At 51.7% G+C, this 23,153-nt stretch carries 20 protein-coding genes; 9 read left to right on the top strand and 11 right to left on the bottom strand.

Features of this window, described 5'->3' with window-relative positions; genetic code table 11:
- The first annotated feature begins 580 nt into the window (after positions 1-580).
- Positions 581-2,836, top strand: coding sequence for a hybrid sensor histidine kinase/response regulator (locus BM022_RS14070; RefSeq protein ID WP_177191741.1), 2,256 nt, complete (start codon positions 581-583; stop codon positions 2,834-2,836).
- Here the strand turns inward: BM022_RS14070 and BM022_RS16525 are convergent.
- Positions 2,804-3,004 (bottom strand): recombinase family protein, encoded by a 201-nt coding sequence (locus tag BM022_RS16525; RefSeq protein ID WP_371264340.1) that lies wholly within the window; start codon positions 3,002-3,004, stop codon positions 2,804-2,806. The two genes, BM022_RS14070 and BM022_RS16525, sit on opposite strands and share 33 nt — an antisense overlap.
- Before the next feature lie 670 nt (positions 3,005-3,674).
- On the opposite strand from BM022_RS16525, the gene BM022_RS16520 reads away from it, so the two are divergent.
- Positions 3,675-3,902, top strand: coding sequence for a DUF3562 domain-containing protein (locus BM022_RS16520; protein ID WP_091140306.1), 228 nt, complete (start codon positions 3,675-3,677; stop codon positions 3,900-3,902).
- An 80-nt stretch (positions 3,903-3,982) separates the two neighbouring features.
- Here the strand turns inward: BM022_RS16520 and BM022_RS14060 are convergent, their stop codons facing one another.
- Positions 3,983-4,594 (bottom strand): hypothetical protein, encoded by a 612-nt coding sequence (locus BM022_RS14060; protein ID WP_091140305.1) that lies wholly within the window; start codon positions 4,592-4,594, stop codon positions 3,983-3,985.
- 325 nt (positions 4,595-4,919) lie between these two features.
- On the opposite strand from BM022_RS14060, the gene BM022_RS14055 reads away from it, so the two are divergent.
- Positions 4,920-5,204 carry an HU family DNA-binding protein gene (locus BM022_RS14055; protein WP_091140303.1) on the top strand — a complete coding sequence of 95 codons (285 nt, stop codon included), beginning with the start codon at positions 4,920-4,922 and terminating at the stop codon, positions 5,202-5,204.
- A gap of 26 nt (positions 5,205-5,230) precedes the next feature.
- Here the strand turns inward: BM022_RS14055 and BM022_RS14050 are convergent, their stop codons facing one another.
- Both BM022_RS14050 and BM022_RS14045 read right to left on the bottom strand, forming a co-directional pair.
- Positions 5,231-5,929, bottom strand: coding sequence for an SOS response-associated peptidase (locus tag BM022_RS14050; protein ID WP_091140301.1), 699 nt, complete (start codon positions 5,927-5,929; stop codon positions 5,231-5,233).
- Entirely contained in the window at positions 5,913-6,389 is a 477-nt protein-coding gene (locus BM022_RS14045) for a thermonuclease family protein (protein WP_256209197.1), read from the bottom strand. Before BM022_RS14045 ends, BM022_RS14050 begins: the two co-directional genes overlap by 17 nt.
- Before the next feature lie 38 nt (positions 6,390-6,427).
- On the opposite strand from BM022_RS14045, the gene BM022_RS14040 reads away from it, so the two are divergent.
- Entirely contained in the window at positions 6,428-6,706 is a 279-nt protein-coding gene (locus BM022_RS14040; protein ID WP_091140298.1) for a hypothetical protein, read from the top strand.
- A 110-nt stretch (positions 6,707-6,816) separates the two neighbouring features.
- Here BM022_RS14040 and BM022_RS14035 read toward each other — a convergent pair whose 3' ends face one another.
- Together BM022_RS14035 and BM022_RS14030 are read right to left on the bottom strand one after the other, a co-directional pair.
- Entirely contained in the window at positions 6,817-7,563 is a 747-nt protein-coding gene (locus BM022_RS14035; protein WP_091140296.1) for a type 1 glutamine amidotransferase domain-containing protein, read from the bottom strand.
- Between the two features lie 262 nt (positions 7,564-7,825).
- A complete protein-coding gene (locus tag BM022_RS14030) occupies positions 7,826-9,451 on the bottom strand; it encodes a c-type cytochrome (RefSeq protein WP_218146895.1) in 1,626 nt (541 codons plus the stop codon).
- Positions 9,452-10,216: 765 nt separating this feature from the next.
- Between BM022_RS14030 and BM022_RS14020 the strand changes: the two genes are divergently transcribed.
- Positions 10,217-10,729 (top strand): hypothetical protein, encoded by a 513-nt coding sequence (locus BM022_RS14020; RefSeq protein ID WP_091140291.1) that lies wholly within the window; start codon positions 10,217-10,219, stop codon positions 10,727-10,729.
- A gap of 229 nt (positions 10,730-10,958) precedes the next feature.
- Here the strand turns inward: BM022_RS14020 and BM022_RS14015 are convergent, their stop codons facing one another.
- Complete coding sequence (locus BM022_RS14015) at positions 10,959-11,543, bottom strand: recombinase family protein (RefSeq protein ID WP_091140290.1); 585 nt, start codon at positions 11,541-11,543, stop codon at positions 10,959-10,961.
- Positions 11,544-11,889: 346 nt separating this feature from the next.
- Between BM022_RS14015 and BM022_RS14010 the strand changes: the two genes are divergently transcribed.
- Positions 11,890-12,903: a DUF4917 family protein gene (locus BM022_RS14010; protein ID WP_091140288.1), complete on the top strand. Its 1,014-nt coding sequence runs from the start codon at positions 11,890-11,892 to the stop codon at positions 12,901-12,903.
- 353 nt (positions 12,904-13,256) lie between these two features.
- On the opposite strand, the gene BM022_RS14005 is transcribed toward BM022_RS14010, so the two are convergent.
- Both BM022_RS14005 and BM022_RS14000 read right to left on the bottom strand, forming a co-directional pair.
- Complete coding sequence (locus BM022_RS14005; RefSeq protein ID WP_091140287.1) at positions 13,257-14,282, bottom strand: hypothetical protein; 1,026 nt, start codon at positions 14,280-14,282, stop codon at positions 13,257-13,259.
- Positions 14,266-16,458, bottom strand: coding sequence for a DUF1156 domain-containing protein (locus tag BM022_RS14000; RefSeq protein WP_177191740.1), 2,193 nt, complete (start codon positions 16,456-16,458; stop codon positions 14,266-14,268). The genes BM022_RS14005 and BM022_RS14000 overlap by 17 nt, the downstream gene beginning before the upstream one ends.
- 766 nt (positions 16,459-17,224) lie before the next feature.
- Here BM022_RS14000 and BM022_RS13990 point away from each other — a divergent pair.
- The 3 genes from BM022_RS13990 to BM022_RS13980 all read left to right on the top strand — a co-directional run bounded on the left by BM022_RS13990 (position 17,225) and on the right by BM022_RS13980 (position 20,142).
- The gene (locus BM022_RS13990; protein WP_091140284.1) at positions 17,225-18,253 is read left to right on the top strand and encodes a restriction endonuclease; all 1,029 of its coding nucleotides are present in this window, start codon (positions 17,225-17,227) and stop codon (positions 18,251-18,253) included.
- A gap of 389 nt (positions 18,254-18,642) precedes the next feature.
- Complete coding sequence (locus tag BM022_RS13985; RefSeq protein ID WP_091140282.1) at positions 18,643-19,185, top strand: hypothetical protein; 543 nt, start codon at positions 18,643-18,645, stop codon at positions 19,183-19,185.
- 321 nt (positions 19,186-19,506) lie between these two features.
- Positions 19,507-20,142, top strand: a complete 636-nt coding sequence (locus BM022_RS13980; protein ID WP_091140281.1) for a hypothetical protein — start codon at positions 19,507-19,509, stop codon at positions 20,140-20,142.
- Between the two features lie 1,287 nt (positions 20,143-21,429).
- Here BM022_RS13980 and BM022_RS15295 read toward each other — a convergent pair.
- Positions 21,430-21,741, bottom strand: coding sequence for a hypothetical protein (locus BM022_RS15295; RefSeq protein WP_143079595.1), 312 nt, complete (start codon positions 21,739-21,741; stop codon positions 21,430-21,432).
- Positions 21,742-22,498: 757 nt separating this feature from the next.
- Positions 22,499-22,708, bottom strand: coding sequence for a hypothetical protein (locus BM022_RS13975; RefSeq protein WP_091140279.1), 210 nt, complete (start codon positions 22,706-22,708; stop codon positions 22,499-22,501).
- Positions 22,709-23,153 lie beyond the last annotated feature (445 nt).

The following is a 23,153-nucleotide window of genomic DNA, read 5'->3' as shown; positions in this document are numbered from 1 at the left end:
GCAACAGGGCTAACGTCGCCTGCGACCAAACGATTCTGGCTCTGTAAAGTCGCCCGCGAGCGTCCCCCGGGAAGCCCGACTGCTTCCCAGCGGAAACCGCAACAATCATCGATAAGACGTTAGCTTTCATATTTTGAGGTGGTTGCAACGGTATTTTTTTCGCTTAGGCTGCGGGCTTGTCTTGAAGCAAGGACAGAAAATGCATCGCTCTAACGCAACGAGCTTTAGATGGAAAGCAAAAATTGCTCGCTCTCGGGAGTGACGGCATACCCACGACCAACGCGACTCAATGGATATAACTGAGAACGATAGTGACGAGGTACGCCGCTTGCGGCGAACAATGCGAGATTTGGTAGCTTTCTCGGCTGGGGCGTGGACTGGCCTAGGACCAGACGGTATTGCCAAGAGCCTCGCCAACGTTCTCTTAAGTACTCTTGATCTCGACCTAGTCTACATCCGACTTGCACAGCCGGGCGGCTCTGGTTTTACAGAGACTGTACGTAGCAAGCATCGACCTGATGCCGACCACTGCATTTCCGAAGCAAAAGCGCCACTCGCGTCGGTCTTGACGAGTGTTGCTTTGGCACCGGTTACTATGGTGCGTGATCCGTTTGGACCCGGCACTCTGCGAACGACCGTCACTCGGTTCGATTTGGTCGAAGAGCATGGCGTTTTAGTTGCTGGTTCCCAGCGCGTAAACTTCCCAACTGAGCAAGAACGGCTGCTGCTGGACCTCGCTGCCAACCAGGCAATCATGGTGTCGCAGCGCCAGCGGGCCGAGCAGGCCCTCCAGCAAAGCGAAGAACGGTTCCGTGACTGTGCCAACGCCGCCCCCGCCATGCTCTGGGTGACCGAGCCAGGCGGCTCGTGCTCTTTCCTCTCACAAGGGTGGTACGAGTTCACTGGCCAGGGCGAGGATGAAGGCTTGGGTTTGGGGTGGCTGGATGCCGTACATCCGGACGATCGGGAGGCAGCAGGCAAACATTTCCTGTCGGCAAACGAGCGGAATGAAGCATTCTCCATGGAATATCGTCTGCGGCGGGCCGATGGCGTGTACCGGTGGATCATCGACCGAGGTCGCCCTCGCTTCTCCCCGGGTGGCCAATTCCTCGGATATGCCGGAAACCTACTCGACATCACCGAACGCAAGCAATCTGAGGAGCAGATGGCCACTCTCCTCGCGACGGAGAAGCAGCGCGCCACGCTTCTGGCACAGGTGGCCAATGCAAGCAAGTCAATAAACGGAATGTTGTCGATGGAAAGTATTGCCCAGACTTTGACCGAAGAGGCTCGCTCTATGCTTGGAGCTCACCAAGCAGTCACCTCCCTGACTGTTTCGGAAAACTGGGCTCAGGGGATTACCGCGGTGTCACTGTCGGACAAATATGCCGGTTTCCGCGCCTATTCCGAGAAGCCGGATGGATCGGGCATTTACATCGAGGTGTGCCGCACCAATCGTCCGATACGATTGACCCAAAAAGAGCTGGAAGCCCATCCGGCATGGAAAAGGTTTGGAAAACATGCCACAAATCACCCACCTATGCGGGGCTGGCTCGCGGTGCCGCTTATCGGTCACGGAGGGAAGAACCTCGGGTTAGTCCAGCTCTCGGACAAGGCTCAAGGCGAATTCACCGAAGAGGACGAAGCGATCCTCGTACAGCTTGCTGCGATCGCCTCTGTTGGGATCGAAAACGCCTATCTTTATGAGCAGGTGCGGGAGCAGGATCAACGCAAGGACGAATTTCTCGCCACGCTGGCTCATGAACTTAGAAATCCTCTTGCCCCCATTCGCACCGGGCTTGAACTGCTCAAGCTGGCACCCTCAATCGATGCAACAGTGAAGACACGGGAGATCATGGAGCGGCAGGTGGAACATATGGTCCGCCTGATCGACGATCTGCTTGACGTTTCTCGCATTACCAGAGGAAAGATTGAGCTCAAGAAAGAGCCGGTAGATGTCCGCACAGTATTGGATACAGCGCTTGAACTGAGCCGGCCTCTCATCGAGGAAAGCCGGCACGAGCTGTTGGTTTCGACCCCTAAAGAGGCGCTCCTGTTTGATGCCGATCCAGTGCGCATGGCTCAGGTAGTAAGCAACCTCCTGAATAACGCCGCGAAGTATACACCTGAAGGAGGACGAATCGAGTTATCCGCCGACAGAAACGGCAACGAAGTGGTCATTCGGGTGCGGGATAACGGGGTAGGGCTCACGTCGGAGGCACTGTCAAAGGTATTTGAGTTATTTAACCAAGTCGGCAAAACCCTGGATCGCTCACAAGGAGGATTAGGCATAGGGTTAGCGCTCGTCAAGCGACTTGTCGAAATGCATAACGGACATGTTACCGCCGAAAGTGAAGGCTTGGGGAAAGGCAGCACGTTTACTGTCCGTCTTCCCCTCGCCGCAACGCAAAAAATCGGAGGGCCGCTGGTCGCTGGAGACCATCGCTCCCGTAGCCTATCTATTCCCCGTCGCATTTTGGTAGTGGACGACAATGTGGATGGTGCTGAGACACTCGCCATGTTGCTTATGTTGTCCGGGCATACGGTAGAGCGGGCTCACACTGGCCCGGACGCCTTGAAGGTCGCCCATGCCTTTCAACCTAGAGTAATGTTCCTCGACATTGACCTTCCTGGCATGAGTGGATACGAAGTTGCGCGACAACTACGGTCCGATTCAACTATGGATGGCTTGATCCTTGTAGCTTTGACCGGATGGGGATCCGAAGAGGACTGTCAACGAGCCCAAAATGCCGGATTTGATCATCATCTTACCAAACCCGTCGAAATAGAAAAGTTGCATTCATTACTCATAGAGATTGATGCAAACAACAAATAGCAAGTATTGACGATTGATACCATTCTGAGTGGAAAGGTTGTCCGCATAGCAGATGGGGATACCCGATACGCTAAGATCGTTCATCTCACTGACAAGCCTGAGCATGTCCTCGAAGCTATGTGCCAGCCTATCCATGGATTGGACGACGAGCGTATCCCGTGGACGAATGTGATTTAAGGCAGCCTAGAGTTGGGGCCGGTTTGCATCCTTGCCTGATGCTTTGTCGGCGAATACTTTCTCGAGGCGTATTCCATCTAGCTAGCGCTCGGCGTTTTGGTCAAGCGAACTTACGCGGATGTATCCAATTGTTTCGCTGGTCACGATTCCCTCCCCATCAAAATGTCAGGTTAGAGTCTATGACCTTCGTTGCTGACTGTCGATTAAGATAATTCGTAATCTTAAACTGACAAAAAAAGAGGGGAAAAGTGTCAAGTGCAGTTGTATGGTTGAGGTGTACCCTAATAGGACAGCTCTTGATCAATTTTCTTCACAAAGGCGGACACTTCGCCTCATCCGCTCTCGCTCCTTCCCTGCTCGTCGGTGCCGGAGGGAGGGCATCAAACGATCGATGATCTGCTCCAGCACCCGATAGACAAGCAACTGCTAGTTTGGGTCATATGCGGGAGCATTTCAGGAAGCGGGGTCGGAAGTTGCAGAGGGATCCAGCGGAGGTATTGAGACACGGCAGAAGCAGAGGCGAGGGAAGAAGCTGACGCAGAAATTGTCTTCACTCTTTGAGCATGAGCTTGCTGCTGTAATTACTCAGGCCTATAAAGAATTCAGGAGCTCCTCGTATAGGGTGCGAGAGCTTAATTGAACATCCAGACTTAGAGTAACTATGGACCCTGATGATGAAGACCTCATAGTCGCTACTGACGGCATCCCGTTAGAACCCGAGGATCTTTCCGCTATTGACCAACTTGCGAAGGAAACAAGGCACCCTGCGGAAATAGTAAAAGAAATTTATTCTGTGGTGGTCTCGCGCCTGCGTTCAGGGGCTCGGATCCGGGACTACCTGACCTTGCTTACGAGCAAGAGAGTTCGTGAGGTATTGCGCAAACGATGAAATCGCAGGCCTGAGGTCATCCTGCGGCCACTTTTTTTTTCGTGGCCGCAGCGAAGGTTGGATGATGGATACGAACAGGATTAGACCGGTTCGTGGCCTTCCGCAGGGGGAACATATTCTGGCGGCCGGTTACGTTGCCGGGAAGTAGCATATTCCCTGGGAGGGACGCGGTCCTCAGGTGAAAGCCGATCTTCCGCGCGATACGATTGCGGCAATGCCGCGCTAGCAACGTCCTTTATCCCACCCACGATACTGAGAAGAATGTCACGCACGCTTGTGACAGCGGTAGTACCAATGTCGCCTATCCCTCTAGCTGCTGCGCTTACCGTTGTCCTCGTTACATCGACTGCTTCCGTACCGACGGAGCCTGTCGCTCTCAACGTATTCGACAAGGTGTTGCGCACAACGTTGACTAACTCGGATTCAACTTCATCAATGCCCCTTAAGCTGCCGGCAAGGCCCGTACTTACGGTATTGCCCGCGTTACCCAGGGCGCGGTCAGCATCCGAGCGATAAGGTGCCGTCGTATCAACGTGCCTTTCATCCGGGCGCGTTTCCCCGCGGGCATACCTTGCTTCCTCGGCAGTGCTGCCGCGGAGCTCTTCATCCCCCGGTGCTTCCATATTTGTACGCTTTTTTTCGTCCAGGTGCGGCCTTTCCCGAGTGTCCTTGTCTGATTTCGGTGTATTCATTTTCAATTCCTCCTAGGCGTAGTTGTAAATTGCACGTAGCAATGAAAATGCTTCTCCCGTTTCCCTGCTTTTTACTACTTGATGCGGAGTCCCTTGGTGGAACTCCCTGAATCGAACTGTCTGAACCTGTTCGCTCCCTTTTTTGACTAAGCCCAGTAATCCTAGTTCCAGCAGCAGGCGCCGGCAAGACTAGCACGAGTTGAAAGACCGATATTTACTCCTTTTTATAAAGAGAAGCATTTATCATTGGGATTCTTGCATTTGTCTCGAAAGGGGACCTAGAGCTGTTTTAACAATTAACTGATTGAAAGGTGATTTACAGGCCATGAACAAAAAAGAACTCGTTGCTGCAATGGCTGCGAAGACTGGCTCCAGCAGTGCTGCTGCTGACCGTGCGGTGAACGCAATGTTGGAAATTATTTCCGATGCGTTGAAAAAAGGGGATTCGCTGACCTTGCCCGGCTTCGGAACGTTCGAAGTACGTGATCGTGCCGCACGAACTGGCCGCAACCCCAAGACCGGCGAGGAACTTCAAATTTCTGCGTCGAGGGTGGCAGCATTCAAACCAGGTGCAGCGCTCAAGGCTGCGGTCAACGGGGGCGGAAAGTAAGGACTAGCGGTAAAGCGCGATCGGTTTCAGGCGCTCTCGCTTACAGGTACTAGCAAGTGCTTGCCGTTGTTGTTCGGGCCGACCCGGTTTACTGCCCGGTCGACCTTCCACCAGACGAATTGTTCCGTCGGGATTGATCTCGTCTGCGCGATATGTGCGGCTTCTTCAACCGGGGTGTCGGGGTTCATCCAGGCTAACGCATCCTCCGGCTCCAGCGCTACCGGTCTTCGGTCGTGAACATCGACCATTCCGGCCCCTGAATCTTCGGTCACGATAACGAAACCTGTATCGACGGATTGCTCGACGCTTGGCCGAAAGTTCGTCAACCCAGCCATGAATATCGGTTCATTCACTTTCCTTGTAATGTACCAGGGCTGCTTCTTTCCGTTTTCGAGCGTCCACTCGTACCATCCGCCAAAAGGAATGATGACTCGCCCTTCGCTGAACATGTGCCGGAAGTAACTTCCCATCCGCGACTTCTCCACTCGGGCGCATATACAGGGTTTCTTCTTCTCAGCGGCTTCCTTTGGAGTGCGATAGCCCCAGGTCATACCAATGAACAGCAGCTCGCCTTTGTAGGGCATGATCATCCATGGACGTTGTCCAGGGGCGACATTATAGGAAGGGCTGTTTTCTCCCAGCCTCATGAGGTGCTCGCTTATATGGACGCTGAGCGCATCTGCGTAATAGCGTGGCGTCTCCGACTGCTCAAATCTGCCGCACATTGCTATTTTTACGCCATTGCCAAGGTGGAGTAGGAGAGGAGTCCGCCCAGAGCCCCCGCTTGCCTGCTTTCGCGCCATGCTCCAGCACATACAGGTCATGGTCCTTCGTGTACCGCCGGTACACCCATGCCATGCCGCGATTGACCTGCTCTGCATTCACATTAGTACCGGCGCATTTAACCCGCGCGACGATGCGCTGATAACGGTCCGTCACGAGCGGGGTGACTTCCGCCTCCTTACCGAAACACATATCGGAGAGCGACTGCTTAGACTTGGTGCCGAACGGCTGGGCGTTCTCGGGTGCGTCAATCTCAGCCAGGCGTATCTTGTGTTGCTTCTTCGATGCGGTCAGAACCGTCAGTGTATCTCCGTCTGCGATGCCCACCACTTTGCCACTGAAGGATGCAGCCTGTGCAGCTGATAGGTAGAGGACACATAATGCAACGAGTGTGAATTTCAATGCTGAGTTAAAGTGTGGCATTTGAGCAGGGATAAGGTATGGCTGACCTATCGATATTTGAACAGTACTACAAACTGGCTGATATGCTAATCGAGAAGGCGTCGAAAGAACAGCTTGCCGAATGTTCTAGATTACTCGCACTCAATCTTGCTCACTACAGAGCAAGATATGGAGAATTACCACTGGACGAGACGCTGGCGTTAGTGGATATACCCGAACCTAACGAGGCTCAGGCACAGCTCCTGACCGACGGCATGGAGACCCTGGTCGGCTTGCTGGGAACCGTTTGTAGCGGACTGGGCGAGGAGAAGCACTGAAGCTAGGATACTCCTCGACTGTGACCAGCCCTTGGGCATATGCCACTTTGCTGATGGCTCAATGGTTTTCCCGGCAAGTGGTGACAAAAAGTGCTTCCCCAGGCGCCTTTCTAAGTTGGTCGTGAAGTCGTAGCTTCTTGTGTCATCGCTTCGAGTTTCTTGACTACGGCCTTTCCTACGGCACGAACACTTCCGGGATTTTGGCCAGTAATCAATAGGCCATCCTCCACGACATGTGAGTTAAAGGGTACCAACGCCTTGCTGTATTCGGCGTCCCGCCTTCGCAGTTCTTCCTCGAGATTGAACGGAACCGCACGATCGCGTTTTGCTATTAGCTCTTCATTCCATGAAAAGCCCGTCACATTCTTACCTTTGATGAGGTACTCGCCGTTGCTGAGCTTTACTTCCAGCAATCCACACGGTCCGTGGCATACAGCTGAAATAACTTTGTTGGATTCATAAAACTTGGCGATCAACTCTGCCAAGGGCACGCTTTTAGGGAAATCGAACATGACTCCATGTCCCCCCGCCATGTAAATAGCATCGTATGCCGTCGGGTCCACGTCCGACACCTTCAGCGTGTTATCCAGCAGGTTCATGAAGGCCCTGTCTTCGTACCGCTTAGAGACTTCGCCTTTCAGACCGGTTGCATTAGCCATCTCGGGAATGATGAGGCTTTCCGGATCGATGGGGACTTTCCCACCAGAAGGGCTAGCGATGTCCATTTGGTAACCTGCCTCCTCGGCAACCTCCCAAAAATGGATCAGCTCGCTGAGCCACAATCCGGTCCTGAATCCCACCTTTTCGAATTCGTCATCATTCGTAACCACGATAAGTATCTTTTTGGTTGCGGTCATATTTCTGTCCTTATTGGTTCATTCAATGGCGAAGAAAATTCGTCCGTTTCTTGAGCCTTGGCAGCACGAGTTTCCCGAGGGCCCGGATTTTGATCGGCAAACCCTGCCTTGCCTGCTTGCGTGAAAGAGCTTTTTGCACAGATCCCAATATGGCCGAGAGGTCTGCATCTCATCCTCCCTTTCCCGAGCAGGAGGCCCCGTTCCAGACGTGAAACAGCGCGTCCTGTTTGACCACTTTATAATCGTTGCGCAATACCCGGTATCAACGCGTCTTCAGGAATTCCTTCAGCGCATATTTTTCTTCCTCGGAAAGTTCTGCCCCGAAGTAGTGTCCCTGGTTTTCAATCAAATCCGGGCAGAGATTGACACCGCTGTTGGGGTCGATATTGGCAAACTCGGCAACAGGGGTCCCTGCCGGAAGTGTAAGGACACCGGATGGCGTTGGTAATTGTACAGGTTCGCTAGTCCGCTGAATCGAGGTTGATTCGTCTCGTTTTTCAGGATTCAGCAGTAGATCCATCGCGTTCTCATAGGCTGCAATTCGTCCGGCGACTGATGGATCGCCCACAACGCGGCCCAGCCTGTTATTGTGGAAGAAAGGGGCAGTAGCCCATATGCCGACAAGCGGCATGTTGCGGTAGAAACCGGGGCCGTCGCCAGGCCGCCCCTTGTATTGGTCCGACGAAAATGCCGCCCAGATGTGTCCGGCCATCCAGTTAGTAGTGCGTGCACGACAACTGTTCGTGCCTATATCCAAGAAAGGGAGAATCAAATCGTCGGAGAGAACGTTGTGCCTTCGCGAGCGGTCTCCATCTGAATGGCATGACGCGCAAGAGTGAGAGAAGATCTCCTTGCCCTTTGGAACGGCCTTCTGGTCAATAAAGTGAACGCCGCTCGGAGCCTTCACCAATCGGGGAGGACGGGGGGTCTGGAGGAAAGCGCAGAGTTTTCCCACGGATTCCTCTGCCTGCTGGAACTCGGGGCAAGTATTCCTGCATTCTGCTAGATCAATGGGTGTTTGGCTCCCATTGGGGCCGTTGGCCAGGTGGTCCACCATGCACTCCCTGGCGCACATGCCGATGTTAAAATAGACACGGAGTGTGGCCAGTTCGCAGCCTGCATCATCCTCGCCCCCCTGCCCATTACGGTGGACGCGAGCTGCCTCTCCATTGACGGTCACATTGAAGAATGGACGATCTGGAACTGCCCAGATTGGTGTAATCATCCCCGGATTGTTGATGTGATCGTTTTCCAGTACCGTGGTGTCTACCGTGCCGTGTGCCCAACTGGAAAAAACCTGGTAGCGAGGGTCGTGCGGTGAGAGGCGTGCCCTGAAAATCTTTCCAATCTGCAAATACTGATTTCCTACAGTGGGGTGGATGTTTCTATCCTGCGGATCATTCGGGTTTGAAGGGGGATGAACAGGATCAAACCCAGCGTGACAGGCGGCACAGGTAACCCCAATGAGTGGAGGCCCTCCGGAAGGGTTAGGGAATTTGCGGATTCCAATGACACCCGCTGATTCGGGGTCCGCACACCGGTCGTAGAACCCGGTCGTGGCATCACCCGGAGTACAGTCCGGATCATTAATAACACCAAATTCGTCGAAACGGGATTTGCGTGGCGAGGTTAGCATTTGATCTAAACCGAGCGGAAGATTGAAGGGAGGACCAGGCAAAATAAGGCTGAAAAAACGCTCCCCACCAAACGTGCTCTTGAACCAGATGTTGCGTCCTTCCTCCACACCTTGTCCACGCCCTTCCTTTACATCCTGCTCGTGCTCTTCTTCCATATCGTGGTTGTTTTCTGCGAAACCTGCCCCGGCCGAAACAAGTAGGACAGCAACATATAGCATGACGAAATACATGCCTGTCTTTACTCGAGCCATAATAACCTCCTCTCGGCGCGCCGCCGGAAACCCAAACAAATAGTGAGCAGATTTATACCTGCCTCGCTATTCGAGTGGTTCCGTCAGTAGCCGGTTTTTTTATAGATACACGTCCGAACCTACCACCGATCAATCAAAACATCTGCCACAACAATAAAAGCTGCTTCTCGAATTTTTTCAAGTTCGCTTTCCCTTCTTGACTTTGCGGCCGCTCGTTCTTCCAGTGGGTTCCAGTGGTACCGCTCCTCAAGCTTTCTTCCTAATATCAATTTAGATCATCATCTAAGCGACTGCGAAATAAAGGAGGCTTAAACGAAAAATTATTTGAAGTTGTGTCTGACTGTGATGCAGAAGGCATGCGCAGCAAGCCCAGGCCGAGCGTGCAGTTCGACCATGCTTGAGAGAAAAGCCTTTGCGCATTCTGGCGTCTGGGGGAGTCGACTATACCGGGGACTGGACGAGCTGCCGGGGGCGGGCTGATACTTCGATATTGCCGGGTTTGGAAAGGAGTGCTGCTACAAAAACCCAAAGGCCGCGATTGGCTTATTGACAGTGGCGGATATAATCCCCGCCGCACACAAGACAACGCGGCCCTTGACCAAGCCATTGTTCATAGCACGGACGACCTTCGCAACCGCCGGGCGTTCAGCCATAATCTTTCGGATAGAACAGTTGTCGATGGCAAAATGTATCCCACGGCCAACAGTGTCGGCCAACGGATACACCCGACTGACGAGGGTATAAGAAACTTCTGGAGGTGGTTCAATGGCTTTCGACAACGAGGACTGGACGAGAAGACTGAGGCTGGCAAAATCGACCGACGAAATCACGGCGATGATAATGGAGCTGCCGGATGGACCGCGACCTGAACAGCAAAAAGAAACAGAGGAGGACGGAAGGGAGCTGTACTTGCTTGAAGGGCGAACGCCGGTCCGCTGTTATGACGAGAGAGATGTGTATTTTTACGCTCCAATCTACGGCAAGATAGCAAAAGACTGTATACGCGGGTTAGATATCACAACAATGTTTTTATTCATGGACGAGAGATATAACGGAAGGACGCACTGGCTTGGGGGCGATGGTCCCCTACTTTTTGCGACGTCAATCCGCGCCTCGGATCTCTCAAGGGAGACAAAGTTGGTTGAAATGCTGTGCGGTACGTACGAGGAAGCCGAGCAAATGCATCAAGTAGCAATAGAGCGGGTATGTACTACGCCGTTTGCTAAATTGGCAAGCGTCTATCCGAATATGCATGAACGTACAATATTCATTGGGTAACTATTCCATCAGCTTATCGGGACCTGATCTCGCCAGAACAAGTATCTGGTTTTCTTGGAGCACGAGTTTCGGCTCGTTGATATTTCGCCGTACTACAATAGCCCGGTTTTTTCAAGCATCATTTCATAAAACGGCCCGATTTCAGCAATTCGACGCCTAGGGGTCCGCTTATCCACCCAGGCTTAAGAACTCCGTCAGCATGGTAATAAAACTTACCTACATCATTCTCTTACGTATCCGTTTCCCCTTGAAGGGTTGCACTTCTAGCATGGGGAATATGGCGGTATAGCGTGGAGGCAGCCACGTTCAATCGCCGGGCGACGGCAGCAACGGTAATATCAGAATCCTTGAGCATCGCCTTGGCTGCCTGAAGGTCCTTGACTGAAAGTGATGGAGGCCTGCCGCCCACACGACCTCGTTCCCGCGCCGCTCTCAAGCCTGCCGTGGTCCGTTCGCGGATGACGCCGCGTTCGAATTCTGCCAGCGCAGCAAAGATGTGGAAGACGAGTTTCCCGCTCGGTGAGCTCGTGTCGATTGGATCGTGAACGGACTTAAGCCCTATACCTCGTTCCTGAAACGATTCGATGGTTTCTATGAGCTGCTTCATCGAACGGGCAAGCCGGTCAAGTTTCCACACCACCAATGTGTCGCCCTTGCGCATATAGCCAAGGGCGGCTTGCAGCTCTGGCCGATCCCGCTGCGCACCCGATGCTTTTTCCTGGAAAATCTTCTCGCACCCCTCTTTAGCCAGGGCATCGAGTTGTAGGGCCAGATCCTGCTCCTGGGTGCTGACCCGGGCATAACCAATCTTCATCTCACTCCCTCTATAAAAGGTAATCCTCCTGAAACTCATCTCAACTATAGCTTATGGGAGAGAGACTTTCAAGAGATAGTTGTGGGAGGTCAAAAACGGGCTGGAACCGCGAGTTTTTCTACCCGGCCGATATCTCCGAAAAACGACCATTTTTAAGAAAGGCATTTTAACTCCATTCCTTAAAGGGTTTCGGATAACCATACTCTGCGTCAGGTGTACCTAAGTCCAATAGCTAACTCAGCCACAGAGATCGGAAAATAGCCAGGCTTCTGACGCCCTCGCCCGTTGAAATCCGATCGTAGTTGTTGCCACTAGGCGACCATTCAAGACAGACCTGTGACTTATCATGGACAGAATCGAAATCGATACGTGGGCGAATATCAGTAAAGACAACTGGAGCGCCATCCTCCTTGGAAACGGCGCCAGTATCGCCATTCACAAGGAATTCGCTTACCCGACGCTTCACAGTGTTGCTGGCGCAAAGGGATTGCTTCCAACCACCGCACCACTATTCGCCAAGCTAGGGACGACAGATTTCGAGCATGTGCTGCTCGCTTGCTGGTATGCGGAGCACGTCAACGTGGCCTTGAGGACACGATCGGCCGATATCTCTGCCGCCTATGCGGAAGTACGTTCAGCACTGATCGAAGCGGTACGCAGTGTGCATCCGGTACATGCCGATGTCGCAACAGATCTCCAAAGGGTTGGTGCGTTCGCAAGCGCTTTCCCAACTTTAGTCAACCTGAATTACGACCTTACCCTGTACTGGGCCGTGCTGTTGTTCAATGCAGCTAACGGCAGCTGGTTCAAGGACGCCTTCCATCGCGGTAAATTCCAGACGGATTGGGAATATCTGCGGAAACGGCATGGGCAAACGGCAGGAGCAACACTGGTGTTCTATCCGCATGGTAGCTTGTCGGTCGCGCGCGACTATATTGGCAGCGAGATAAAGATCGCGTTATCCACTGGAGCGATGGGCGATTTGCTCGAAACGATCACCCAGACATGGTCGTTTGGCGACTACGTGCCTGTATTTGTCAGCGAAGGAACGAGCAAGGAGAAGGTTGCGGCTATCGGCCGAAGCCATTACCTGACGAACGTGTATGAGAAGGTTTTACCCGCACTCGGGGAGAGTCTGGTGGTGTATGGATGGAGCTTTGATGAGCGGGACCAGCATGTACTCGATGCCATCTCGGTGAATCCGCCAAAACGATTGGCAGTCTCGGTATTCACTGGTCAACCAGATGCGGATCAACAAGCATTCTGTCATCAGGTCGTCAAGGTTGTTAGCCGATCATTAGCAGGTACCGCCCTGAGGTTTTTCGATTCGCAGAGCCCAGGTTGTTGGAACAATCCATGAGTGCGAAGGCTGGTGAGATCGGCTCTTAACCGGCGAGCCGAACACGATAATTTTCGCAGTAATCCGAGGTTGGGGTACGACAACGATTCCTTCATTGTGGAGCAATAAGGTCGGTGCGCGATGTTTTGAGCTAGCCAGTAGCGCAGCATGCGGTAAACAGGTCGAGTCGCTGGAAAACTTTAGGCCCCAATTGACGGATAGCAGCCGTGATAGGCCCAGGCCGCTACGTGTCATTTTCGGCTTTATCGCGGCTTATTCTCTATTGGACCCCTACCAGTACATCCAGTAAAAATGGAAATATGTAGTTCTAATTGGCTGAATTTATCCCCGGGAATAGGAAGCTCTTGGGGTCTTTATCTAGTCTTGTATTCGCGGATACGGGTGTTCTCGATCAGGAGCGGTATTGTTGCCAGAGTAAATACTTTTCCATCGGTTGCTTGAAGAAGCCGTCGCATGTCCTCTCGGCGTACTTTGAAACCGCGTCCTGCAATGCAGGCGATTACATCGTAGTCCTTGCCGCTCTGCTCACGAAGAGTACGTAGCCGTTGAACGCGCGCGACTTTGTCGCGAGCCGTGCCGTCGTCCTCGGTGAGCTTCGCCTCAATGAGTGCTACAGGATTAAACTCGTCGGGAATGATGAAGTCGGGAGCCTGATCAAATCCTCTAATGCGCTCAGCACGCTTCGTTTCACGAAAACTCACCTTCGCATCCGTAAGCACATCTTTAATTGCCCCCTCGACTACTTCACCGACGCGCTCGCTCACCGCGTCACGATGGGATGCGAACGGCCGCCCGAGTAAGCGCTCGTAAAGCAGCATGGCATAAGGCACGCCCAAGTCGGCAATGGGCTGTAAGCTCTTGATGCCTTCCTTTGTGTCGATTTTGTCGAGCCTGTGCACTAACGCAGGGTTGTCAGGTGCAACGCCTGCCCCTACTATCAAGGTTTCCACTCCTGCCTTGATCATCGCCCGCAACCTCTGATCACCGAGCGTCGTTCCCAACGCTCGAGGCGTTAGCGGCTTGAGCCGAATTTTGCGGTCCATCGTACGAGCTGCACCTTGATCGACCTGTACACCGGTTCTTTCTGTCGTCACATGAGCCCATTCGGGCGGGGTGAAGCCGAGAATCGCTCGGAATACAATGAAGGAAATGGGCGCCACCAGGACAGCCGCTTCGATACTGGCCGTTGTTACGTCGGTAAAATCGTTAGTTGCGCGCTTAAGGGCCTGATAACCCCTTTCGAAGGTTGCGTAGTCAGTGAATCCGTCCCCTCGCGGCATTTCCAGAAAGCTAGATTGCAGTTCTCCGAAAACTTCATCGACGAGAGGCTCAAATTTAAGGTCGGGATTGTTGTAGTCCAGGTCAAAACGCAACGGCATGTGCTTGTTCCGCGTTCTCTTTGTTCTGTACCTTAATGCCCATTGCCGTGATTGCCTTCTCTTTATCCAGGGCGGCGCGTACTTCGTCCATCGTTGCAAGCGCATCCATTGCGGCCCGAATTGCTTCAAGTTTCACCGCTGTTGGTTGCGTAACATCCCACTCCGGCCGAAGACCCCATATTGCCATTCGTGTGATGTGGCCGAACGTTATGCACCGTATATCACCAAGCGTGGGTTTCATACCGGCCGCACACAGCTCGGTCAGTTCGTGCGCTATCACCCGGGCAAGCTGCGCGGCATCCGTCACTAACATCCAGCGTGGTGTCGTTCCTCGGTCTCGGCACACGAACACCGTATCGACGATGGATGAGCCGGTGCCGTGAATGTGAATCGAACCGCTCATCTCAGCGGGGCAAGGCAGCGAGGCTGAACAGGTAAGACCTGCATCAAGGATACCCATTGCCACGGCCAAGTAAGCAGTCTGTTGATTGTGATGATATGTAAATACCAGTGGCGCTCCAGGTTTCAGCGCCATGGCCATTCGCTTGTAGACCGCTGCCAATCCCTCAGCAAAGTGCCTGATGTCGCGATCTGCGGTCTCGTTGCCGGTCAGCTCGTTAGCATGCCGTGTTGTCTCCAGATCCAGACCAGGGAACTCTTTGCCCATCAGCTTACGTAGCCAGACATAACAGAACTGCATCAATTCACCGTACTGCACCATACCGAAATAAGGCGGGTCAGTGAACACGGCATCGAGACTACTCGGTTCAAGGTCAGTCTCGGTTGATGAGGCACAACGGATGTCAATCCCACGCGGTGGTGCATCCGGGCAGCGGGGATGTTTCCCTCCAATCCACTCCCCGGCGATGAAGTGTGTCGTTTTCTTCTTGCCGTCGAAAGCCACCTCGAAGGGGGCACTGCAGTACCGCTTAGCCTTAGTGTACTTCTCCGTTATGTTAACCCAGCCACCGGAGCCAACAGGATTGCCACCCGCGTTTCGGAGCCCAAGAAAATTCGACTCCACTTGCACATAGCCGACCGGGAAGCCGTGAATCGAGAACACATCGAGTGACTTAAGCGCCATCGTATCGTAGCGGCACAACATGTTCTGATACCGCAGCAGGTCGGAAAAGTTAGTAGCCAGCGCCCGTTGCACGCGCTGGTCTTTCACGCCCGCGATGAAGCGCGCGCTCGTTTCCAATGCGAGCAGCTGCCTTTCATTGAACAGCTCATGGAAGTGTTTATAGCCCCAACGGTGAAGGCGAGAGCTTTCGTCTCCCTCGGGGATGGCATCGTCCGGCACGAAGCACGAACGTAGTTGCTTCCAGGTTGTACTCGCAGTCGCGGCGCGCGCCAAGTCGTCGGCATCAGGCTTTTTGAACAAGCGCCCCGGTCGGTTTTTTAGCTCCGGGTTGTGATATTCCATCGCGAAGAGTCGGTGCGTGGGCGGACCGTCGCCATGGAAGGGAGCGGCATTAGTGTGTCCGCATTTTGGGCAGGCGCACTTGTTGCGCTTGACCGCACCTTCAGTCTTGAGTTGCACACCGCAGCCACACTTGCCCAGTCTCTGTGGGTCCTCAACCTCATTGAGGTCGCCGCAGCTATGGCATACCAGTACATAGGCTGGGTGCCGGGCATTCTCGGCTAGAATGTAGCCAGGGAACAGATCGAAGTGGTGGCCGCAGGCCGTACATATCCCGGTCTTCACCCACAGGAAATATTTGACACTCGCCTCCTTTCGGCCCGTCACTGGGCAGCATGTCTTGTAGAGGTCGCCGAGGCTCTGCTCTAGATGTTCCGCGAGCCGTGCCGTTTCCTTTTCATAGGCACCTAGGTCGAGCGAGTCGATTTCCTCGCGGACAATCCATACTGACATCGGATTAATATCCATCCCGACCACATTGCAGCCCAGCCGATTCGCTTCAAGCAGCGGTATACCGCCCCCCATGAAGGGATCAGCAACTGTCTTGCCTTCGAAATTATTCGCTTCGTAGTAATTCTGTTCAACTGGCCCTATCCCGAACTCTGACAGCAGTAGTCCACGGAACAGTGTGCCCGGCCGCCTGGCGAACCACTTGTGAACCGCGATGATGGGCCGATAGCTCTGCTGGATTTGCTTCTCGCGTAAAGCTAGCGAGGCGATGAAGCTGATATTGTAGTTTTCTTCAATACTCATGCTCTACCGCGCACCTTTTCGGTAGTGGCCATTGTTCGGTAATGTACTTTCAGGATTATTCGACATTGAGGATAAGGAGTGCCTAATGCAGAGGCTGGTTTTTTATGCTGAGCAACGAAGTCTGCTGAGTAGGAAGAGAGTCTAGCAGGAAGAAAGATTGAAAGTCATACCGTAATGATCGTGAGAAGTGGAGATAAATTTAACTTCTATCATTTTTCCTCGCAAGAATATATTCGCCTATCCTCTGGTAGAGTCCAAAGTTTTGCCCGCTGAGAGTGAACGCAAGGAGTGCTACTCCACGGTCCTGTTCACGGTGCCAGAGGAAAGTGCCAGAGGAAAGACGTTGCTGGCGAGCAAGTATGCAATGACGGAACGGAGGACTGGAAGGATGGCATCACTTACTGAACAGCTGAGCCTGAATCTGACAAACTTACAACTTAGATCGGTGGCTGATAGGTAAGGTCATGATTACTGATGCGCGAAATCATGCGGTATGTCCAAGTTCGTCACTAGTTCATTTCCCGATTCTAAATCCTGCAGCACTCGCTTTAGGCGCTTTCTCCTCCATTCTTAAAACCCCGAATACCCATACTGATTCTCTGGTGTACTTCGGTACAGTGGTAAATACTGCTGAGTTGGATAAACTGGTGTCATGCTGCCAGCAGTCAGGTATCGTAACGCTGCACACGCGTCAATTACACCCATGACGCGCGATTAATTTTATACCTGCGCTCGGTCTTTTGTTACGTCGACGTCTATTTGCACGATGATTCAATCGCAAACAACTGCTATTCGGTTTGAGTATCTGGTGCGGCGAATCCTAGAAGTAAAAGGATATGAGTTCCTGCCTTCTGCAGCTCAACAGAGAGATGGAGGTTGCGACTTCCTTGCGAAGTTTTCGGACGATGTTTGGGCAATTGAAGTTAAGTTCTATCGCACGGCACGGGCTCAAGTAACCTTGCTAGAAGCGGCGGCGTCTAGGTTAGTAATACAGGGGCTTCATGCAGAAGCAGCGAGGGGCATGCTGGTCGTCTCCTGTGTGCTACCCTCAGCGCTGCAAAAGTCACTGGAACAGCGATTCAGCCTAACCTTTGTGGACCGAGCCGCACTTACTGACTGGGCGGCTGACTCGCCGGAGTTGATTGATGAGCTAACCGCGTTTCTTGAGGTTGACCCGGCCGCCCCTAGAGAAAATTTTGCCGAGCCTCGATCATTATTTGCTTCACCAGGGCTGCCAACCCAAGCTGTACGCGCAGAGGATACAAGAGGGCGTCAGCTGTGCAATGAAGTTAAGTTGCTGAAACGTGGCAGGGCATCTTGGGCAGCTTACGAGAAGCTTTGCGAGCAACTTCTTAGATACCTCTTTCCGAACGATCTTCACGGTTGGCATCGTCAAGTTAGGACAGACGATGGGCTGAATCGCTTCGACTATATTTGCCGCATTCAATCCAGAACCGAATTTTGGAAATTTCTCGTGGATCATCTAAGCAGCAGGTATGTGCTTTTTGAGTTCAAGAACTACACGGGGCAGATCAAACAGGGCCAAATTCTGACAACGGAGAAATATCTCTTCAGCACGGGGTTGAGACGAGTCGCCATTGTTTTCACCCGGGTCGGCGCAGACAAAGGCGCGATAACCATGCTTCAGGGAGCAATGCGAGAACACGGAAACCTCATACTAATTCTAGACGATAAACAGGTCTGCGAAATGCTCCACATGAAGGAGCGCGGCGAGGACCCGGCGGACCGCCTTTTTGAGCTCACGGATTATTTTCTTATGTCACTTCCTCGATAAGTGGATCAGCCAGCATTACGGGGGGCGCCACCCAACGGCGGGGATTTAAATGCTAGTCGGGACGCAGGAAAGATTGCGGGCTGATGACTAAAAAGCCGAAACATCGCCAGCAGACGTGCGTCGCGGTGCTCACCGAAGGGATGGTATCAAGGCTCAAGCGCGGGTTTGCCTGTAGCATATACGACCCGCCAAACGTAATCAGTATTTATGAGAATCTAAGTCAGACCCCGTCAATCGTGTCCTAGACAACCGTTCCGGAAGGCAGACCAAACTAGAGTGAGGAATGTCTGGATGGCCGGTGCAGCGCAATGACGTAGAAAGCCAGAAGATAAGGGAGAAGTGCACGCCAGACGAGGATTGTTTGGTAAGCATAATGGACGTGTGATTTTTTGTTAACCTTGGGCGAAATGTATCCATCACCATTTATTGCGAGCGATACAAAGATCAAAGAACATGCAGTCATGGCGCTATCAGCGCTCTATGGTTGCGAGGAACTCTCCAAATACGCACCTCCAGACGGTCAGCCCGATGGTTTTGCGATGTTATCATCGGTGGGTGAGGAAATTTTCAAACATCAGATGGTTGCGCTGGCGGCTATGGTCCGCGCTGTAGACGACGAGTTCGACACTCTTGCACAGCATCAAAAACAAAATCCTCTAGGAGTTGGAGAGTTGGAGAACTCAAAAGGGTCACAAATACTAACCGCCCGCGAAGCATGTAATAAAATTTTACATGCGAGACACGCAAAGATAGAGTGGAAAGTGTTAGCCGAGCATCCGTATTATGAGCAGAAATGGTATTTACAATACGGGGATTTGAATCGGCAGTATAACGTCCCATTTCTGCACGTTTCAGGAACGCATTATGGGGAAGGGTGGTGCGCGGTTATAAATTTGGTTCTTTGGGTCCATGCTGTTTCCTTTTTCACATGAATATTTTTCGACCCTGGGCAAATCCATATGAAATCTTAAGCTTTTTCATGTGGGCAAGACAGCAATTCCCTAAATTTGTAGACCAACGAGATCGGTCCACGGTCTGCAAGCCCTTAGCGCCCAGTTGGTCTTAAGTAGAGCCGCCGGTAACTCTAATACTCTTCATTTTTTTTAAGGTAGTCATGTCTTTGATAATGAGAACCCTGAACTCCGGCAGCCCAAGGGCCTTTTACCGGCGTACAAGTAAGTGGCTAAACTGGAAACGATCGGGAATGTTTTGGCTAATACCATACTCGCAATAGTATGGGGTAGGTTTATACCATGCGATCGGCCAAGGAGTACCTCAAGCTTACTGAAAGTGCGGTCTGCCACTTGTTCGATGGCATCGATTCATACTTAAACGTACTTCATGAAGCCACAAGTGTCGTTTTCGTAACATCAACGCCCCGTGGCCCTGCTCAAGATGCCGAGTACGGAGCATGGACTGTCGCAAACGCGGAAAAAATAGCTACCGCCCGAACCGCTGAACAAGAGTTCATTGCCGAGTCCTTTGCGCTAGACACGCTTTGCGGTGCAGTTTTGCAGATTGCTGTTAAGGCAGTTGAGATTTACTCAGTGAATAGAGAATTGCCACCCGAGTGGGCTCAAGTTGTTAACCCTCGCCTAGCCAAGTTCTGCATCGGTCGAAAAGTAAGAACAGTACCTATTGGTCTCATCATTTATGCTGCCAGAAACCAACATACCCATTTCAACGATGAGCAGTTACGCGAGCCAAACGCAACAGTGTTTGCCCGTCTTGCCACATCGCACGGTTATCCTTCGCGAGAACTTGTAGCTGACCCTGCTTTTGATATAAGCAACCCGTATCTCACCAGCTACGCGACCAATGTGATGAGTCTTATCCAATGGAAATCATATAAGCAATACCTGAACGATATGCAGTCGCTCCTTGCCTAACCTTTTCACGATCAGCCTTGAGTCGATTTGGCTCAGTAGGGAAATGATCGGCTGTACAGATGCACCAAAACACATGTGATGTATTTCGGTGCCGACTAGGGCTCGAACCTGGGACCTGCGGTTAACAGGCTGAAAGCTTTTTGGGCTCGAGCTAATTCACTTCTAATCACTATCCGGGAGGCGCAATTAGTTCAGCGATGTTTAGAACGGGTAAAAATACGGGTAAATTTATATTGGACGAAATTTAGAGTTCGATTCTTTTAGGTTGCAAGGCTTCTTTCGACTCCCCTCCCAGACTCGAGCGTCGCAGCGTGCCAGGATTACCCATCATATGATACGAGCGAGGTATCGGACTGGTGAGTTGGTTAAAAATGTCTGTGTAATTCCTGTGTAATTGCGCAGCGAAAATTACACAGTTCAGAGAACTAACGCAGCTACTTATGAACATTAACATCATTAATTTTCAAACTATTGGGAACAATATAGAAGCTGTCAGATAAACTGACTTGAATACTGAAAATCCTTGTGTCGATGATTCGATCCAATGATCGCATAAATTGGCAAAGTCTTTCGATATGTTCCGAACTCCTTCGCCAGCCTCGTCCGTTTAGCTCCCGCTTCGACGTGCTCGCAAAGCTGAGCAGTTCTTTTTGCATTCAGCGCCGGGCTTTCTCCCCTTGTAAGCCGTTCCCCTGGCCTTTGCCGGAGCTGCACCCTCACGTTGCCGTTCCGTAACGAGCGCGGCCGCTAAACTGTGTAAATGAACCCCATCTAGCTGGCGCTCAGCGTCTTGATCAGGGCAACTCAGCCGGACGTATCCAGGTTCTTTGATTGGTCATGGTCTCCTCCCTAATAATGTCAGGTTTGATTCTATAACCTTCGTTGCTAACCGCCAATTAATATTAAGGCCTGTGGTCAGCAGTTTGTTACAGGAGTCAAAACCACTGGCAGACAAAATCGGTGTGGTGGTTGTGAGTAAGAAAAGAGAGCCCATGTTCACCATGATAGCGCCGGACAATTTTCTTTATTCATTTTGTTAATTCCTTTTCTTTAGACAAAAATATCCTGCCCGTACGAGAAAATACCGCAGTGAGCCGGGGGTACTAAGCTGCCGTATGGTCATCGTACAGCGTGCAAGCGATGCATCTAAGAGACTAAGAATGTTAATTGCATACGCCATTTCCAACGATTGCCTTAAATACAATCATCTTTCACCAATCCCCTGGACTACACTCGAGAAGGACCATTCACCAAAACTAGCACTCCACATAGTGGATGCCAGAACTTTTATAGTTCATCGCACGCAAGAACGCATTTTTGATGAGCAGTACTGCATACTAGAATTGATTTACCTTCTTTTTTGCAAGTATCCAGTTCGTCGTCACACACGTCGAGACAGCTCTTGTCGCCGGGGTCCTTAGGTTTTTTAGGCTCATCCAAATTTTCAGATCTTTTCGGTGCTTCAGCTATAAATGAGGGGAGTTTAATTTGCTCAAGTTTTGCAGAAGTCCTGGGCGAGATAGGAGCATCGGTGCCTGAAACCGAAAGCGAGCTTAGAGAGAGTGCAGTTGCTATTAATATATGTTTTATCCAAGTCATTTCCCCTCCTATAACTACGTTAGTAACCAGACCATACCGAATATTCCTAATGGCCACACAACCCTTACGATACCAATCGTACTAGCAACCTCACAGGTCCCAATAGAAAGGAATGTTCATAAGTTCTTGTATTAAACCAGTTGATAGCAACAAACGAAACAGCCTACCCATGCGATGAACGAGCCCTGCTCAAGGGTAGTCTTGCCTTGACTAGTCACGTAATACTAACAGCGATTTTTTGTAGCGGCTCAGTATGTTTAATGCTATTCGCGCTTGGACTAGACTGACGTCATTCTGAAGTACAAGCGGTTGCGGGAGTTACCATTTTTTGTTGCAATCTCCTTTAAACCCTCGATTACCAGGACCGTTCGGCTACAATCTTTGTCAGCTGTAAGTTGTCCGCTTTCAGTTCCTTGAGCTTATGTGCGTTTTGTATGGCCAAGGCATTTGCGGCGTGTGGGGGGGCTATAAGCGCAGGTGCATGGGACACGCAGGCGACGCGCTAGGTACATTCCGGTACATTCACCTCTATGACTAATCTTACCCCGCTGGTTGCGCAGTGAGAGCTCGGTCAATAACGCAGTTGATAAATGGCTGTAGGTAGATTTTAAGAAGGCACCCAAAAACCCTAACCAAAATCGCACGTCAGCTTCTTTCAAATACATCATCGATTTCATCAATAGCAACCACAGCCGGTTCCTGGGCTCCCTATCATTACCGTCGCCAAAGGCTTCGAAATAGCTCTCCAGCTCATCGACTACGTCGAACGGCTCCAAGATGTGCTCAACATCCTCATTTGGAAGAAAATCCCAAGGTCCCCGAGGTTTGCCTTGATTAGCTTCACCACCTTGTCCTCAGCAAGCTTCACCACGTCGTACTTAGCAGCACAGTACTCCCCGTAGTCAACGTAAGAAAAAGCAGCAGATATGTCGAGATGATCTTCGAAACTCTCCGTAAACATCTCCACGACATGCTCCTTCGATAATTCCACATACTCTGCACGGCAGAGCGTGGTCCCAGGGGTCGCTTACAAAAGCGATGCGACAGAGCGTATTCCATCATCTGAATCTAAAATCTCAATGTTACCTGCAAAAAAACTGGTCCTAACGGGAGCCGAGGCTACGATGGACGCCAAGGTAATCGGAGATACAGGGAGGGGGAAGGCTCATGGTACAGATCCAACGACAGCACAATGACAGTATTCTCGGCTTCATTTATGTCCAGGCAGGTATCCAGAGAAATATGGAGCCAAATGACTCTTTTTCCCGGCTACATAAAGAATCTGTCAACGCCGGTTTAAAACTGACCCACTTTTTGGTTATTTGGCCGGAATAAAACTGACCCACCCGGACATTTAATTTTACTAAGCCTTGACCTTTACATGCCCGGCTTTGCGTTTATCCTTGAGCCGG

This window comes from Nitrosospira sp. Nsp14 (assembly GCF_900113575.1).
In the GTDB taxonomy this organism is placed as follows: domain Bacteria; phylum Pseudomonadota; class Gammaproteobacteria; order Burkholderiales; family Nitrosomonadaceae; genus Nitrosospira.
This window is presented reverse-complemented; position numbering and strand designations above follow the sequence as displayed.